Raw genomic sequence first — 16,839 nt, 5'->3', positions numbered from 1 at the left:
CTGGAGGCGGGGCTGGTGGAATACATCCAGTACTACAACCAAGAGCGAATCAAATTGAAATTGAAGGGCCTGAGCCCGGTACAGTACCGGGAGCAGGCCCAACAGGCCCAATCGGCCGCCTGACCCCGTCCAAGTCTCGGGCGTCACTTCAAGGACGGGTTTACGGCGTCCCCCGCAATTCCACCCATCCCGGCCAACCTCATGATCGTGCAGACCCACCGACCACGAGGGGCGCAGCCGTTGGCCGAAACCCTCACCCCGCCCGCAGCGCCGCCGCCGCCGCCCACCGCGCCGCCACCCGCGGCGCCGTAATGCACACTGCCTGGTCGGTCACCGTCGTCACCGCGCGCTCCAGCAGCTGGATATCCGCCTCATGCTGGCGCGCCACATGCGGATCCTCAAAGAAGATTGCACGCTGGCAACGCCCCTCCAGCACCCTGTCGGCAATCTGCGCATCACCGCCCATCGGGCCGCTCTGGTAGCGCGTCACCCACGGCGTATCACGTGGCCAGCCCCGGCTCCAGGCCAGTTCGTTCAAACGCTGGCCGGTGGTGCCCGTCGCCACCCGCTCACCGAACCGGGCCAGCACATCGAAGTGCTCATCGGCGAAGGCCAGCATCGCCGGCTTCATCGCATCGTGCGCGATCAGCGCCAGCGTCTGGCTTTCGAACGCATGCAGGTCGTCGGCGCCGCCGTCTGCCGCCAGCCCGGCGTGGACGCGCTCCACTTCGACCCAGTCGCGTGCAGTGGCCACGGTCGAAATGAACGGCTTGCCGTGAATCACGCACTGGCGCTTCAGCGCCGTGGCTTCCGGAAATACCGAGGACGGATCGACCGGGTCGATCAGGTAGATCGCGCCATCCAGTGTCCGATCCGGACCCATGCCAACGACTTCGGCGACCAGCTTCATCAGGCCACCCTCGCGACCGTAGGGATAACGGTGCAGGCCCGCGTACCCGGCCAGGAAACCCTGTCGTTCGATCGCGTCATGGGTGCGACCGACCGCATGCAGCGACACGCCCAGCTCGCGCAGGCCGGCCTCGCTGCTGCGCAGCCAACGGAACAGCGCGGCGCGCGCGTCGTGGTGATGAAGACGGTTGGCAGCCAGGCCGATGCGCATCGAACGCTCCGCAGTTACGGGTGAAGGCGGCAGTGTATGTCGGCATTCCCCTATCTGGATGCTTTTACAACTTTCTTCATTGCCGTCGGTCCGCACGTCGATAGCGTGGCAGGCAGCGGTACCGCAGCGCGGCCGTTCCTTCCGCCCGCGAGATGAGGATGCCTACCGTGAATGTCGCCGGCCTCCCGGCAGCCATTGCTGTCATGGCCGGCCTGCTGCTGCCTGCCACGGCCTCCGCCACGGGCTGCAGGACACCGCTGCGCATTGCCTGGCCTTCCGACCGCGCACCCTTGTCGTCCAGCGAACAGGGTGAGGCACGGGGGCTCGGCGCGGTGTACCTGGAGCTGCTGGGCCGGCAACGGCCGCTGCAGCTGCTGCCCGTGCCGGCCGCCAGCGTGGAACGGGATGAGCTGCCGGCCGGCACCCAGGCGCTGCTGGGATGGCCACGCTCGCAGCTGCCCGCCGGGTGGGTGGCCAGCACGCCCTACCTGCAGCTGCCACAGGTGATCGTGCGCTGGGAGGGTACGCCGCCGGTGCTGGGCCTGGAAGATCTGCGTGAGCGAACCGTAGCCAGCCCCAGCCGGATGCCGCTGCAGGGGCTGCTGGCCGAGCAGGCAACGGGTGCGCAGCTGCTGCCACCGGCAGCGCTGGACGATGCGCTCCCGCTGCTGGGCACCGGCCTGATCGATGCCGTGGTTGCCAACCTCGGCGAAGTCGAGGCCGCGTTGCGCCGCTACCAGGGCGATGCACTGCTGATCGCTGCGCCGGCCGGTTTCGATGATGCCCTGGTGCTGGCGACCACGCCCGCCTGCGCCGATGTCATCGCCGGCTTCGAGCAGGCGCTGTCGCAGCTGACCGATCCCGAGCGCGATCAGATCCGCGCGGCCTGGCTGCCGGACCGGCCGCGCAATTGGCCGTCATCGTCACCCCTGCGCTGGCTGGTGCCGGCCTCGTTGATCCTGCTCGCACTGGCGCTGGTACATGCCTACGGTTACTGGCGGGTGCATCGCGAAAGCGTGCGGCGCCGAGTCGTGGAGCAGCGCCTGCAGGAGGTGACTGCGAACCTGCCGGCGGTGGTCTACCAGGCGCGCCGTTCGGCGTGCGGTCACTACAGCTTTCCGCAGATCGCCGGCGACGTGCAGTCTCTGTTCGGAATCAGCGTGGAGAGCGCGCGCATCGATCACCAGTGGCTGCTGGCCGCGGTCCACCCCGAGGACCGCAGCAGGGTGATGGCCTGTATCGAGACAGCCGCATTGGCGCGTGGCCCGATCGATGTCACTTTCCGTACCCGTTCACCACAGGGCTGGCGATGGGTGCGTTCGCATGGGCGACCGTTGTCCTGCGACGATAGCTACGTCGAGTGGAGCGGCTACTGGATCGACGTCAGCGAGGTGCAGTCACGTACCCGCGCGCTGGCCGACGCGCGCCGCGAGGCCGAGCAGGTGGCACAGGCCAAGGCGCACTTCCTGGCCACGATGAGCCATGAGATCCGCACGCCGATGAGCACGCTGCTGGGCATGCTCGAACGGCTGGCGGGCAGCAGGCTGGAGCCACGCCAGCAGCAGGTGCTGGCCACGGTGGATGATGCGGCGCGGATGCTGCGGCAGATCCTCGACGATGTACTGCACAGCCAGCGCCTGCAGGGCGCACCGCTGCAGTTGCGGCCCACCGATCTGGCGGCACTGGTGCGCGCGGTGCAGCAGCTGCTGATGCCGGTGGCCGCCAGCCGCGGCCTGCACCTGCAGGTGGTGCTTGATCCGGAGATGCAGCCGGGATCGCTGGCCGATGGCCTGCGCCTGCGCCAGATCCTGTTCAACCTGGCCGGTAACGCACTGAAGTTCACCCGGCACGGCCACGTGGAACTGCGGTTGCAGGTACTGCAGCAGCATGCCCGCGGGCAGCGGCTGCGCCTGCAGGTAAGCGACAGCGGCGTGGGCATCAGCGAGGAACGACAGCAGGCGGTGTTCGCCGCCTATGCCCAGGCGGAGCGCTCGACCACGCGGCGCTTCGGCGGCAGTGGGCTGGGCCTGGCGATCTGCCGCGAGCTGGCAACCTCGATGGGGGCGGAGCTGCAGCTGCGCAGCTCCCCTGGGGAGGGCACCACGGTATGGATGGATCTGGACCTGGAGGCCTGCGAGGCACCCATGGCCGCACCGTCGGCGGCATCAGCGGATGAGCATCCATTGCCGGCGGCGTGCGTACTGGTGGTTGAAGACCATCCTACCAACCTGCAGCTGCTGGAGCAGCGCCTGTGCGCGCTAGGGCTGCGGGTCCACGCCTGTACCGATGGGAAGTCGGCGCTTGAAGCATGGCAGGCGCAGCCGTTCGAGCTGGTGATCACTGACTGCCACATGCCGGGCATGGACGGCTTCGCACTGGCGCGGGCGATCCGCGCTGATGCCTGCCCGGCACGTGCGCAGGTGCCCATCATCGCGCTCACGGCCAGCGTGATGGAAAGCACCCGCGAAGCCTGTCGCGCGGCTGGCATCGACCACTTCCTGGCCAAGCCGGTGGAGCCGCACGTGCTGCGGGCGCTGCTGGCGGTACTGCTGGCGCCGGACTCAGTGGGCCAGTAGCCGGACGATGCTGGCGGCGGCATCGCGGCCCTCGGCCACGGCGGTCACCACCAGGTCGGCACCGCGTACCGCATCACCACCGGCGAACAGGCGCGGATGCGCGGTCTGGAACGGCAGGCGATCCTTGCCTCCGGCCACGATACGGCCGTTGGACCGGCCTTCCACGCCGTGCTCGGCCAGCCATGCCGGAACGGTCGGCGAGAAGCCGAAGGCGATGATCACCACGTCGGCCTCCAGCAGCGATTCGCTGCCATCGATCGGCACCGCGTTCTGGCGGCCGTTCGCATCCGGCTCACCCAACCGGGTCTCGACCACGGTTACGCCGATTACTTCGTCATCGGCGCCGGCTTCGATCGACAGCGGCTGCCGGTTGAACAGGAAGCGCACACCTTCCTCGCGTGCATTGGCGACCTCGCGCGCGCTGCCGGGCATGTTTGCTTCGTCGCGGCGGTAGGCGCAGGTGACCTTGGCCGCGCCCAGCCGTATCGCGCTGCGCACGCAGTCCATGCCGGTATCGCCACCGCCGAGCACCACCACGCGCTTGCCGTTGAGATCGGGCAGGGCGATGGTGTCTTCCCAGCCGGCAATCGGCCGGCCCTTCGGATCATCACCACCGACGATGCGGCTGTTCTGCACCAGGAACGGCAACGCCGGCAGCACGCCTTTCAGGTCCTGGCCGTCGAGGCCGCCATCGGTGTAGCGGTAGGCGCCGGTGCCGACGAACACCGCATCGTGGGTATCCAGCAGCTGCTGCAGGCTGATGTCGCGGCCGATCTCCACGCCGAGGCGGAACTGCACCCCCATGCCCTCCAGCACGTCGCGGCGGCGACGGATCACGTCCTTGTCCAGCTTGAAGCTGGGGATGCCGAACTGCAGCAGGCCGCCGATCTGCTCGTAGCGGTCATAGACCACGGCGGCAATGCCGGCGCGAGCCAGGCGGTCGGCACAGGCCAGCCCCGCCGGACCGGCGCCGATCACCGCCACGCTGTGGCCGGTCGGCTGCACCGCGGCCAGATCCGGGCGCCAGCCACTGGCCAATGCGGTATCGACGATGTACTTCTCCACCGCGCCGATGGTGACCGCACCGAACTCCTCCAGCGTGCAGCTGCCTTCGCACAGCCGGTCCTGCGGGCACACCCGGCCGCACACTTCCGGCAGCGGGTTGGTGCTGTGGCACAGCGTGGCCGCCTCGTGGATGCGGTTCTCCTGCACCAGCTGAAGCCACTGCGGAATGGCGTTGTGCACCGGGCACTTCCAGCTGCAGTACGGGTTGCCGCAGTCCAGGCAGCGGCCGGCCTGGTACTGCGCGTCTTCCTTGCCGAACCTGCCGTACAGCTCACCCCAGTCGCCGGAGGTGCGCAGTTCCACCGGAATGCGCTGCGGCATGGTGCGGGGCAGGTCGAGGAACTGGAAAGCGTGCTTGCGGCTCATGGCGGGCTCTGTAATGCGAGGGGGAACGTTGCCGGCCAGCGGCCGGCACTACCGGAAAACATCACGCGGCGCGTCGCAGGGTTTCGGTCAGCGACTCGATGCTGGCGGCCTTCGGTTTGACCAGCCAGAACTTGCCGATGTAATCGCGGAACTCGTCCAGGATCTGCTGCGCCCAGATGCTGCCGGTCAGCTCGCGGTGGCGGCCGATCAGGCGGTGCAGGTGCTGGCGATAGTTCTCGAAGCCCTCGGCGGACACGCGATGGATGTCGATCAGCTCGTGGTTGTAGCGGTCGACGAAATCGCGGTCCACGTCCAGCACGTAGGCCAGGCCGCCGGTGAAACCGGCACCGAAGTTCAGCCCGACCTTGCCCAGCACCAGTACCACGCCATCGGTCATGTACTCGCAGCAGTGGTCGCCGGCACCCTCCACTACCGCCAGCGCGCCCGAATTGCGCACCGCGAAACGCTCGCCGGCGCGGCCCGCGGCGAACAGCTCGCCACCGGTAGCGCCATACAGGCAGGTGTTGCCGATGATGGCGGTGCTGCGTGCCTCGAAGCGGGCGCCACGCGGCGGACGCACCACCAGCCGGCCGCCGGCCATGCCCTTGCCGACGTAGTCGTTGGCTTCGCCTTCCACTTCCAGGTGCAGGCCGCCGACGTTGAAGGCGCCGAAGCTCTGCCCGGCACTGCCGCGGAAGCGCAGTTCCAGCGGCGTGTCGGCCATGCCCTGGTTGCCGTGCGCGCGCGCCACCGCGCCCGCCAGGCGGGTGCCGATGCTGCGGTCGGTGTTGTGGATCAGGAAGCGGTGCTCGCCGCCGCGCTTGTGCTCGATGGCCGGGGCCAGCAGCCCATCCATCTGCGTGGCCAGGCTGTCCGGCGATTCGTACAGGCGCTGCGCGGCGCAGTGGCTGCCTTCGTAGCGGCTGTCGGCCAGCAGCCGCGACAGGTCCACGCGCACGCCATCACGGGGCGCTGCCTCGATCTGCCGCAGCAGGTCGGTGCGGCCGACGATCTCTTCCAGCGAACGCGCGCCCAGGTACGACAGCCAGCCGCGCACTTCCTCGGCCAGCAGCCGGAAGAAGTTCTCCACGCGTTCGGGCTGGCCGGTGAAGTGGTTCTCGCGCAGGCGCTCGTCCTGGGTGGCCACGCCGGTGGCGCAGTTGTTGAGGTGGCAGATGCGCAGGTACTTGCAGCCCAGCACGATCATCGGCGCGGTGCCGAAGCCGAAGCTGTCCGCCCCCAGCAGCGCGGCCTTGACCACATCCAGGCCGGTCTTCAGGCCGCCATCGGTCTGCAGCAGGGTGCGCCCGCGCAGGTCGTTGGCCAGCAGCGCCTGGTGCGCTTCGGCCACGCCCAGCTCCCACGGCACGCCGGCATAGCGGATCGAGCTGACCGGCGAAGCGCCGGTGCCGCCGTCATGGCCGGAAATGGTGATCAGGTCCGCGCCGGCCTTGACCACGCCGGCGGCAATCGTGCCAACGCCGGCATGGCTGACCAGCTTTACCGACACCAGCGCGGTCGGGTTGACCTGCTTGAGGTCGTAGATCAGCTGGGCCAGGTCTTCGATCGAATAGATGTCGTGGTGCGGCGGCGGCGAGATCAGGCCGATGCCCGGGCGCGCGTAGCGCAGGCGGGCGATCAGCTCGTTGACCTTGTGGCCGGGCAGCTGGCCGCCTTCGCCGGGCTTGGCGCCCTGCGCGACCTTGATCTGCAGCACCTCGGCGTTGACCAGGTACTCAGCGGTGACACCGAAGCGGCCGGAGGCCACCTGCTTGATCTTGCTGCGCTTTGCGGTGCCATAGCGGGCGGGATCCTCACCGCCTTCGCCGGAATTGCTGCGGCCACCGAGGCGGTTCATGGCAATGGCCAGCGCCTCGTGCGCTTCCGGCGACAGTGCGCCGAGGCTGATCGCCGCAGTATCGAAGCGCGGGAACAGTTCGCTGGCCGGGGCCACCTCGTCCAGCGGCACGGGCGTGGCCGCCGGTACCAGTTCCAGCAGGTCGCGCAGCGCCGACGGTGGCCGCGCATGCACGGCATCGCAGTACTGCTGCCACGCACGCGGGTCACCGCTGCGCGCCGCGCGCTGCAGGGTGGTCACCACGTCCGGGTTGTACATGTGGTACTCGCCGCCGTGCACGTACTTCAGCAGGCCGCCAACATCCACGTCCTGCTGCGCGTCCCAGGCCTGCGCGCACAGTTCGCGCGCGTCGGCATCCAGGCGGGCAAAGCCGGCGCCGCCGATGCGCGAGGCGGTATCGGGGAAGCACAGGTCCACCACTTCCGGTTCCAGGCCGATGATCTCGAACAGCTGCGCGCCGCGGTAGCTGGCCACCGTACAGATGCCCATCTTCGAGATGATCTTCGACAGGCCCTTGTAGATACCCTTGCGGTAGCGGCGGCCGATCTGCGATTGCTCGCCGCCCTTGCTGAGCTTGAGGATGCCGCGACGGCCCAGGTCGAACAGGGTCTGGTAGGCCAGGTACGGGTAAACCGCCGTGGCACCGAAACCGAGCAGGCAGGCCATGTGGTGCGGGTCACGTGCAGTGCCGGTCTCGACGATGAGGTTCACGTCGCAGCGCAGGCCCAGCCGAGACAGGTGGTGGTGGATGGCACTGGTGGCCAGCAGCGCATGCACCATCGGCCGCCCGGCCACCGGGTAGCGGTCGGACAGCAGCAGCATCACCATGCCATCGCGCGCGGCCTGTTCCGCTTCGCTGCAGATGCGTTCGATGCCGGCGCGCAGGCCTTCGTCTTCGCTGTAGGAAAGGTCGAGCAGGCGGTTGGCCTGCACGTACTGGTCCATCTTCAACAGCTGGCGCAGCTTGCGCTGGCTCAGTACCGGCGAATTGAGGATGACGTGGTTCACCGTCTCCGGGCCGGCATGGAAGATGTTGGTTTCCTTGCCGAGCTGGGTGGACAGCGACATCGCGCAGTCTTCGCGCAGCGGGTCGATCGGCGGGTTGGTGACCTGCGCGAAGGCCTGGCGGAAATAGTCGTACAGCGGGCGGCTGCGCTGGCTCAGCGCCGCCATCGGCGTGTCGTCGCCCATCGAGCCGGTGGCTTCCTGCTCGGTCTCGGCCAGCGGCCGCAGCACCTGCTCCACCTCCTCGCTGCTGAGCTGGTACAGCTTGTGGTAGCTGCGCAGGGTGCCTTCGTCGAAGGGCTCTTCCACCAGCGAGGGGTCGATCAGTTCGGTCTGCAGGTAGGTCACGCCCTGCTGCAGCCACTGCTTGTAGGGCGCGCGGCCGCGGTTGATGCGGTCGACCGCATCGGAGTCGAGCAGGTCGCCGCGCTTGAGGTCGATCGCGATCATCTCGCCGGGGCCGAGCTTGCCCTTGCGCACCACGCGCTCGGTCGGCACTTCCCACACGCCGGCTTCGGAGGCGACCAGGAAGTGGCGGTCGGCGGTGAGCATCCAGCGCGCCGGTCGCAGGCCGTTGCGGTCCAGCGTACACACCGCATAGCGGCTGTCGCAGGCGACGATGCCGGCCGGGCCGTCCCACGGCTCGCTGTTGAGGCCGTGGAACTCGTAGAAGGCCGCCAGGTCCGGATCCTTGAATTCCAGCGACTGCGTGGCAGGCGGCACCAGGATGCGCAGCGCCTGGATCAACTCCATGCCACCGGCGACCATCAGCTCCAGCATGTTGTCCAGGCTCTGCGAATCCGAACCGTGCATGGAGATGACCGGGTCGAATTCACCAATATCGAAGCGCGGCGTCTTCCACACCTTGCTGCGCGCCTGCGCCCAGCGACGATTGCCCTCGATGGTGTTGATCTCGCCGTTGTGGGCGAGCATGCGGAACGGATGGGCGAGCGGCCAGCGCGGCAGCGTGTTGGTCGAGAAGCGCTGGTGGAACACGATCGCGCTGGAGGCCAGCTCACGGCGCTGCAGGTCCGGGAAGAAGCGGCTGAGCTTGTCCGGCAGCACCATGCCCTTGTAGCTGATCGCATCCGGGGTGAGGGTGGTGACGTAGAAGTCGGCGTGATCGCGCAGCTGCTGTTCGCTGCGGCGGCGGGCCAGGAACAACGCCAGCGCGAAGCCGGCATCATCCTGGCCAACCCCCGCATCGACGAACACCTGCTCGATGCGCGGCAGCGTGTCGCGCGCCAGTTGGCCGCAGACGCTGTCGTCGGTCGGTACCTCGCGCCAGCCAGCGACCTTGCAGCCCACCGCTTCCACCTGCGCCTGCAGCTGCGCGCGGCAGGCCTGCGCCGCGTCGGCGTCGTGCGGCAGGAATACCAGGCCGGCGGCGAAGCGTGTGGCGACGGCAATGCCGGCTTCGCTGGCCAGCAGTTTCAGGAACGCATCGGGGCGGCGCAGCAGCAGGCCGCAGCCATCACCGGTCAGGCCATCGGCGGCAACACCGCCACGGTGGGTCATGCGCGAAAGCGCGGCGATGGCGGTATCAACCAACAGGCGCGATGGTTGATCGTCGAGCTGGGCGACCATGCCAAATCCACAGGCATCGCGCTCGGAGCGCGGGTCGTAAAGCCCTTGGCGGTTGCGGGGGGCCATCTCTACCTCGATGCGTATAGGGTTGGCGGCGACACTCGTCCCCGCTCATTCCCTGGAGCGCATCGTGAGGCCACCGGATGCCTCGACTAGATCACAGGTTGCTGCAACGCCGCAATACACGGTTGCAGGTGCAACAGAACGCGCCGGCAACCCAGTGCCGGCGCGGGGCGGGACTCAGCCGCAGCGCACGCCGCTGATGGCGCCCTTGGCGTCCACTTCGATGTTCAGGCGGTCGCCGAGGAACTCCATCGTGGCCACATCATTGGGCTTGAGCACGCGTACCTGGCTGGCGCCTGCATCTTCCTGCGCCTGCTTGCCCAGCCCATCGGTGTAGGCCTGGCCGACCAGGCTCTGCACCTGGCTGGCATCGCAGGTGCCGACCGGCGGCGCCTCGATGGCCTTGCCGGCTTCGTCGGCCGGTGCCTTGGCGGCTTCGGCCGCCTGCTGGGCGTGGGCCGTGGCCGAATCCTGTTCATCCAGCGCCGGTGCCTGGCAGGCGGTCAAGGCCAGCACGGCCGGCAGCAGCAGGGCGGAGAGCGAACGGGCGCGAATCGGGAACGACATCATGACTCCGGAAGGGGTTGTGAAGACCCGAGCATAGCGGCGAACCGGCCCTCACGTGTTTGTCTTGTGTTATCGACAGGATCGCGGCACGGCGACCGCGACACTACTGGCATGCCGACCGCCTCCACTCCCGAACGACAGGCCGCGCGCGCGGCCGGCCTGCGCTATGTCGACGACACCCAGCCGGGCATCAGCCGGCGCCGCGCCGGAAAAGGTTTCAGTTACCGCGATGCTGATGGCCACGCGATACGCGACGCCACCACCCTGCAACGCATCCGCGCACTGGCGATTCCACCGGCCTACACTGCGGTGTGGATCTGCGCCCACGCCAACGGCCACCTGCAGGCCACCGGCCGCGATGCACGCGGGCGCAAGCAGTACCGCTACCACTCCGACTGGGCGAAGGAGCGCGACGCCGGCAAGTTCGACCGCATCATCGCCTTTGGCGAGGCCTTGCCCACGCTGCGGCGGCGGTTGTCGCGGGATCTGAAACGGCCGGGTTTCCCTAAGGAAAAGGTGCTGGCCATGGTGGTCGCGTTGCTGGCCGACACCCTGGTGCGGGTCGGCAATGAGACCTATGCGCAGCAGAACCGGTCATTCGGACTGACCACACTGCGTAACCGTCATCTGGAGCTGCTGCGTGGCGGCCGGGTGCGCATGCGTTTCCGCGGCAAGTCCGGGCAGCTGCAGGAGGTGACCGTGGGCGACCGCAGGCTGGGGCTGCTGGTGCGGCGCCTGCAGCAGCTGCCGGGGCAGGCGTTGTTCCAGTACCGCGATGACGACGGTGCGCTGCAGCCGGTCGACTCCGGTGCGGTGAACGACTACCTGCGCGAGGTGATGGGCGAGGACTTCACTGCCAAGGATTTCCGCACCTGGGGCGGGACCGTCGCGGCGGTGCAGGCGTTTGCTGCCACCGAGCTGCCGGAACCGGCCAGCCAGCGTGCGCTGGCGCAGGCACAGCGCAGCGTGGTGTGCCAGGTGGCGGCCCGGTTGGGCAACACGCCGGCGGTGTGCCGCAAGGCCTATATCGACCCGTGCGTGTTCGTCGGCTGGGAGCGCGGTGAACTGGCCAAGCTGGCCGGCCTGCGCGGGCCGCGCCAGTGGGAGCAGGCCACCCTGCGCGTGCTGCGCAGGGCACGCCGGCTCAGCCGCAGTCGTCAGCCGCAGTAGATCGCGACGATATTGTTGGTGCGGCCCTTCTCGATGGTCAGGCGGTCGCCGCCTTCGCTGGCCGGTGGCACCCGCGGGCCGTCGTGGCGCAGGACCCGCACGTGCAGGCTGTCGCTGTCCACGCGTGCACGGGCCACAGTGGCGTCCGAGGCGGCCAGGCCCACCGCGCCGCGCACCCTGTCGCTGTGGCACTGGCCGGAAATCACGCCGTCGATCGGCTGCACCTGGGCCATCGGTGTGCTGCTGCAGGCGGCGAGGGCAAAGCAGACGGCGGCGGTGGCGATGGCATGTTTCATGGAGGCGTTCCCTGTGTGGTTGCGTGCAGGGTGCGACGGCGCACGTGGTGGCGGAATGAATGCCGTGCACATCGTGGACACGGCGCGCTCACTGCCGCCAACAGCGTGCGTAGAGAGACTGCAGGTGCGGCGCGCGCCGCCCCCCCCGGTAGTGTCGGCCGCTGGCCGGCAGCCCCGTTCCCTCTCGAGGAGACCTGCATGGCCACCACCAAGAAGGCACCCGCCCGCCGAAAGGCATCGCCGAAAGTGCGTAAAGGCAGCACCCCGGCCAAGGCGGTCGCCGACCCCGATCGCCCGCGAGTAGTGAAGACCGCGACCCGCAAGGCGGCCGCCAGCGATCCGCGGGCAGCACGCGTCGCGGCCCGGCAGCGGCGCCTGCAGGACCAGGAGAAGGCCAAGGACGCCCGGGCGGCCAGCAAGGCCACGAAGAAGACCGCGACCCAGGCCGGCGCACGGCGCCAGCCGGAGTCGATGCCGGCGCAGCAGCTGGCCAAGCCCGGGCATGAGCACGAACTGGAGCTGGCGCCCCGCTTCCTTGCACCCGACTACGCGGGCAGCGGCAAGCTGCAGGGCATGCGTGCGATCGTCACCGGTGGCGACTCCGGCATTGGCCGTGCGGTGGCGGTGCTGTTCGCACGCGAAGGCGCGGACGTGGCCGTGCTGCACCTGGACGAGGCCGAGGACGCGGACATCACCCGCCAGCACGTGGAGCGCGAAGGCGGCCGTTGCATCGTGATCGCCGGTGACGTGCGCGATCCGCGCTTCTGCGACAAAGCGGTGAAGCAGGTGGCCAAGGCGTTCGGCGGCATCGACATCCTGGTCAACAACGCCGCGTTCCAGCTGCACTGCGAGCGGCTGGAAGACCTGGAAGACGCGCACCTGCAGGAGACCCTGCAGACCAACATCGGCGGTTACATCCAGATGGCGCGCGCGGTGCTGCCGCATCTGGGCGAGGGCGCCAGCATCATCAACACCGGTTCGGAAACGGGCATCTTCGGCAGCAAGGCGCTGATCGACTACTCGGCCACCAAGGGCGCGATCCATGCGTTCACCAAGTCGCTGGCCAGCCAGCTGCTGCCACGTGGCATCCGGGTGAACTGCGTGGCGCCGGGGCCGGTGTGGACGCCGCTGAACCCGGCCGACAAGCAGGCCGAGGACGTCGCCCAGTTCGGCAAGGACAGCGACATGGGCCGGCCCGCACAGCCCGAGGAACTGTCGCCCGCCTATGTGTTCCTGGCCTCTCCGGCCTGTGCCAGTTACATCAGCGGGGTGATCCTGCCGGTGATGGGCGGTCCACGTGGGTGAGACGGGGCTGCCGGCCGCTGGCCGGCAGCCTCAGGGCACGGTCAGCGCAGGCGCATAGAGATCGGCAATGCGTGGAATGAACTGCTGCGGATTGGCACCGACCAGGTTGGTCAGCACCACCACCGCCACGCCGCGCTCGGGATAGACCACGAACGCCGCACGCGCACCGCCGATACCTGCCACCTGCAGGTCGGGCGATGCGCGCAGTACCGGCCAGCCCTCCGCCCACGGGCCGGCACGGCCATCCGCCAAGCGCTCTGCGCTCCACATCCGCCGCAGGGCCGCCTCCGGCAGCAGGCGGCCTTCGGTCAGCGCGGCCAGCCAGCGCGCGGTGTCGTCGGCGGTGGTGAGGATGCCGCCACCGGCCCACAGCGAAGGCGGTATGTCGTAGAACCAATGCGACAGGCGTGGCGGTGCATCGGCCGCGTCGGTGGCACGCGGGGCCAGGCTGTACATCGTCGCCGCATCCGGAATCAGGTCGTAGCTGTCGCCGAAGGTGGTGCGGGCCATGCGCGCGCTGCTGAACTGGCCGGTGGCGAGGAAACGTTCGTAGGGCATGCCGGATTGCTTCGCGATGATCCGTGCCAGAAGAACGTAGTTGGTCTGGTTGTAGGCGAAGCGCTGCCCGGGTTTGGCTTCGACCGGCTGCGCAGTGACGGCCGCCCACGCCTGCGCTTCTGAGCCAGCGCCCAACAGCCCGTTCGCATCAAGGATGTCCGGAAGGCCGGAGGTATGCGCCAGCAGCTGGTGTACGCGTACGTCTCTCCACGCTGGTGGAAGATCATCCAGGTAACGCGAGGCCGGCGCGTCCAGATCCAATCGCCCCTCCTGCGCCAGCTGCGCGGCGGCCACGCCGGTGAACGCCTTGGTGGCCGAGTTGAGCGGGAAGCGGGTGTGGCGCGAAGCAAGCACGCCGTTCTCGACGTTGGCCAGGCCGTAGGCCTCGGACAGCACGATCTGCCCGTCCTTGACCACCGCGACCTGCAGCCCGGGGATGCGCTGCTGCATCATGATCTGGCGGATCAGGCGGCGGGTCTGGTCGTTGGCATGGTCCTGGCTGGCAGAGACGGCGGTGAAGGGCAGGGCACTGATGAGCATGAGCACGACTCGGAGCATTGGACGGAACATGCGGAATTCCAGCGGGCGTTGCGGATCGGATGCGGACAGCGCGCCAAAGGTTTAAGTGCTCGGCGCCGCTACCGTTCGTCGGCCCATGACTTCCGGGGGGTTGACTACAGCTGTCGTCAAGCTGACAGTGGCGACACGTGTAGTCAAGGGAGTGGTGTCATGCGTGGCAAGACCATCGGGGACCAGGAGCTGGCCCTGCTGCAGTACATCGATGAACATGCGCCGGCCAGCGTCGGCGAGGTCGCCAGTGGGTATGGAGAGGCCCGAGGCCTGGCCCGTTCCACCGTGCTGACGATGATGGAGCGGCTGCGGGCGAAGGGGTATCTTCAGCGCCGGCAGCAGGACGGCGTCTACCGCTACCAGGCCACCCGTGGCCCGCAGAGCGTGCTGCAGGGTGCCGTGGCCCAGTTCGTCGACAACACCCTGCAGGGCTCGGTGTCGCCGTTCGTGGCCTACCTGTCGCAGCGCCAGCAGGTCAGCGACAACGAGCTGGCCGAGCTGGAAGCGCTGGTCGCCCAACTCCAATCGCGTCGCCACGAGGGCTGAGCCATGGACACCACGATGCTGATCCCGATGCTGGAACGGCTGGGCTGGACGAGCCTGCAGACCGTACTGCTGGTGGCGCTGGTGTACGGCCTGTGCCGCGTGCTGCCGTCGCTGTCGGCGGCCACCCGCTGCCGCCTGTGGTGGCTGGTCTCGCTGCAGGCCGTGCTCGGCCTGTTCTGGAGCCAGCCGTTGCAGTTGCCCTGGCTGCCGGCCCCGCAGGCGGTGGCGATGACCGCAACCGACGTGGCCGCTGACATGGTCTACCCGCTGGCCCCGGAGGCCTCGGCACAGTTGCTGGCCGCGATGCCGATGCCTGCAGCGGACGTGCCGGCAGTGGCGTGGTGGGCCGTTGCACTGGCTGCGCTGTGGGCATCCGGCGTGCTGCTGATGGCGCTGCGCACCTTGGGTGAGTGGCGCCGCTGCCGCGCACTGCTGGCTGCGGCCTATCCCTGCGAGGACGAGGCGCTGGTACAGGCGCTGCAGCTGGCCTCCGATGCGCACGGCGTGCGTCCTGCGCCGCGGTTGTGGATGAGCACGCAGGTGGACGCACCGCAGCTGGTCGGGCCGTTCCGCCCGGTGCTGCTGCTGCCGGCCGGCGACAATGCCCTGCAGGGCGATGCGCTGGACCTGGCCCTGACCCACGAACTGCAGCACCTGCAGCGGCGTGACCTGCAATGGGGCCTGCTGCCTGCACTGGCCCAGCACCTGTTCTTCTTCCACCCGCTGCTGCGCCTGTCGGTGCGTGAATATGCACAGGCGCGCGAGGAAGCGGTGGATGCAGCGGTGGTTGGCCAACATGGCGCCAGCCGCCAGGCCTATGGCCGCCTGTTGCTGCAGTTGGGCGTGGCCCCGCAGCCGCATCTGGGCGTGGCCAGCGCCGCACCGAGCACCACCAGCCTCAAGCGTCGCCTGCTTTCGCTGCAGTCGCCCCGGTCCTGCCCGCGTCTGCTGGCGGTGGCGCTGACCGCTGCGGTGGTGGTGGTGGGCGTGGCGCCGATGCGGCTGGTCGCAGCGCCGGTGCCGCCCGCCCCGCCCGCCCCTCCGGCCGCGCCGAAGGCCGTGGCGCCGCCACCGCCTAAGGCCCCGGAAGCACCGTCCGCACCGCCGGCGGCCGCGGCTGCCCCAGCGGCACCTGCCGCACCGGCAGCCCCGGCCGAACCTGCTGACGCGACCGGGCCCGACGATGCCGACGTGGCCGACGTCGACGATTCCACCGGCATGGCCGAAGACGATGAAGGCACGGTGTCGGCCGCCCGCTCCATCACCACCTACGGCCGCCTGGACCTGGGCAAGTCGCCCCGGGAGGCCTTTGTGCTGGTCGATGGTGATTCGACTTTCGCCAACGGCGGCATGGACGACGTGACGGTGGCCCGCAGGCAGCTCGGCAAGGGCCCGGCGCTGTGGTTCCGCCAGGGCGACAAGCGCTATGTGGTGCGCGACCCGATGCTGATCCAGAGCCTGCAGCGTGCCTACAGTGGTGCCGCAGAGCTGGGTCGCCAGCAGAGCGAACTGGGCCGCCAGCAGAGTGCGCTGGGTCGCCAGCAGGGCGAACTCGGCAGGCAGATGGGTGAGATGAGCCGCCTGCAGGGCGAGGAGTCGCGCCGCATCGCACTGATTGCCGCCGAGGCTGCACGCAATGCGATGGCCGCCCACGACATCAACCGTGAGGCCGCCGCGGAAGCGGCGAAGGCAGCGCGCGGTGCAACCGGCGATATGGCCGTTGCGCGTGAGGCTGCACGCGAGGCCGCTGCCGAGGCACGTCGTGCGATGCAGGAAGCCCGCAGCGAGGCCACGCAGTCCGGCCGCACCCGTGACATGCGGCGTCTGGCCAACCAGCAGTCTGAACTGGCCAGCCGCCAGGCGGCACTGGGCAGCCAGCAGGCCGCGCTGGGCGAGCGCCAGGCACGTGTGCATGCGCAGGCATCGCAGCAGGCACAGCAGGTGATCGCGCGTGCACTGGCCAGCGGCAAGGCCGAGCGCCTCTGAAACGGCGGTAGCGGGGGGGGCCCGCCCGCGCGGGCCCCGCGGCCCCCGCAAACGGGCGGGGCCCCGGCCGGGCCCCCGCCCGTGGTGGGGGGGCCGGCGCGGGGCGGGGGGGCGCCCGGCCCGCGACCGCCGTTTCAGAGGCGCTCGGCCTTGCCGCTGGCCAGTGCACGCGCGATCACCTGCTGTGCCTGCTGCGATGCC

General features: G+C 69.3%; 12 protein-coding genes. 6 read left to right on the top strand and 6 right to left on the bottom strand.

Annotation, left to right across the window (positions count from 1 at the left end):
* A partial coding sequence (locus R5H29_RS02125; RefSeq protein WP_332328662.1) for an IS3 family transposase occupies window positions 1–123 on the top strand: 123 nt, incomplete at its 5' end.
* Window positions 124–253: 130 nt separating this feature from the next.
* Here R5H29_RS02125 and R5H29_RS02120 read toward each other — a convergent pair.
* Window positions 254–1,120 (bottom strand): methylglyoxal synthase, encoded by an 867-nt coding sequence (locus R5H29_RS02120; RefSeq protein WP_332328660.1) that lies wholly within the window; start codon window positions 1,118–1,120, stop codon window positions 254–256.
* Window positions 1,121–1,287: 167 nt separating this feature from the next.
* Here R5H29_RS02120 and R5H29_RS02115 point away from each other — a divergent pair, with 167 nt between their 5' ends.
* Complete coding sequence (locus tag R5H29_RS02115) at window positions 1,288–3,696, top strand: ATP-binding protein (RefSeq protein ID WP_332328661.1); 2,409 nt, start codon at window positions 1,288–1,290, stop codon at window positions 3,694–3,696.
* On the opposite strand, the gene R5H29_RS02110 is transcribed toward R5H29_RS02115, so the two are convergent.
* The 3 genes from R5H29_RS02110 to R5H29_RS02100 form a co-directional block, all read right to left on the bottom strand.
* Window positions 3,682–5,127, bottom strand: coding sequence for an FAD-dependent oxidoreductase (locus tag R5H29_RS02110; protein ID WP_019661976.1), 1,446 nt, complete (start codon window positions 5,125–5,127; stop codon window positions 3,682–3,684). The two genes, R5H29_RS02115 and R5H29_RS02110, sit on opposite strands and share 15 nt — an antisense overlap.
* Before the next feature lie 61 nt (window positions 5,128–5,188).
* The gene (gene gltB / locus R5H29_RS02105) at window positions 5,189–9,643 is read right to left on the bottom strand and encodes a glutamate synthase large subunit (RefSeq protein WP_171953211.1); all 4,455 of its coding nucleotides are present in this window, start codon (window positions 9,641–9,643) and stop codon (window positions 5,189–5,191) included.
* Window positions 9,644–9,817: 174 nt separating this feature from the next.
* Window positions 9,818–10,207, bottom strand: a complete 390-nt coding sequence (locus R5H29_RS02100; protein ID WP_026347258.1) for an I78 family peptidase inhibitor — start codon at window positions 10,205–10,207, stop codon at window positions 9,818–9,820.
* Window positions 10,208–10,318: 111 nt separating this feature from the next.
* On the opposite strand from R5H29_RS02100, the gene R5H29_RS02095 reads away from it, so the two are divergent.
* Complete coding sequence (locus R5H29_RS02095) at window positions 10,319–11,377, top strand: DNA topoisomerase IB (RefSeq protein ID WP_332328659.1); 1,059 nt, start codon at window positions 10,319–10,321, stop codon at window positions 11,375–11,377.
* On the opposite strand, the gene R5H29_RS02090 is transcribed toward R5H29_RS02095, so the two are convergent.
* The gene (locus tag R5H29_RS02090; RefSeq protein ID WP_019661972.1) at window positions 11,365–11,673 is read right to left on the bottom strand and encodes a hypothetical protein; all 309 of its coding nucleotides are present in this window, start codon (window positions 11,671–11,673) and stop codon (window positions 11,365–11,367) included. The two genes, R5H29_RS02095 and R5H29_RS02090, sit on opposite strands and share 13 nt — an antisense overlap.
* Before the next feature lie 198 nt (window positions 11,674–11,871).
* Here R5H29_RS02090 and R5H29_RS02085 point away from each other — a divergent pair, with 198 nt between their 5' ends.
* A complete protein-coding gene (locus R5H29_RS02085; protein ID WP_332328658.1) occupies window positions 11,872–12,978 on the top strand; it encodes an SDR family oxidoreductase in 1,107 nt (368 codons plus the stop codon).
* 30 nt (window positions 12,979–13,008) lie between these two features.
* Here R5H29_RS02085 and R5H29_RS02080 read toward each other — a convergent pair whose 3' ends face one another.
* Window positions 13,009–14,076 (bottom strand): serine hydrolase domain-containing protein, encoded by a 1,068-nt coding sequence (locus R5H29_RS02080; RefSeq protein WP_332328657.1) that lies wholly within the window; start codon window positions 14,074–14,076, stop codon window positions 13,009–13,011.
* Between the two features lie 189 nt (window positions 14,077–14,265).
* Here R5H29_RS02080 and R5H29_RS02075 point away from each other — a divergent pair, with 189 nt between their 5' ends.
* Together R5H29_RS02075 and R5H29_RS02070 are read left to right on the top strand one after the other, a co-directional pair.
* Entirely contained in the window at window positions 14,266–14,652 is a 387-nt protein-coding gene (locus R5H29_RS02075) for a BlaI/MecI/CopY family transcriptional regulator (RefSeq protein WP_019661969.1), read from the top strand.
* Window positions 14,653–14,655: 3 nt separating this feature from the next.
* Window positions 14,656–16,638: a M56 family metallopeptidase gene (locus R5H29_RS02070; RefSeq protein WP_019661968.1), complete on the top strand. Its 1,983-nt coding sequence runs from the start codon at window positions 14,656–14,658 to the stop codon at window positions 16,636–16,638.
* Window positions 16,639–16,839: the final 201 nt, after the last annotated feature.

Origin of the sequence: Stenotrophomonas sp. A3_2 (assembly GCF_036624925.1) — a bacterium.
Classification (GTDB): Bacteria; Pseudomonadota; Gammaproteobacteria; order Xanthomonadales; family Xanthomonadaceae; genus Stenotrophomonas; species Stenotrophomonas hibiscicola.
This window is presented reverse-complemented; position numbering and strand designations above follow the sequence as displayed.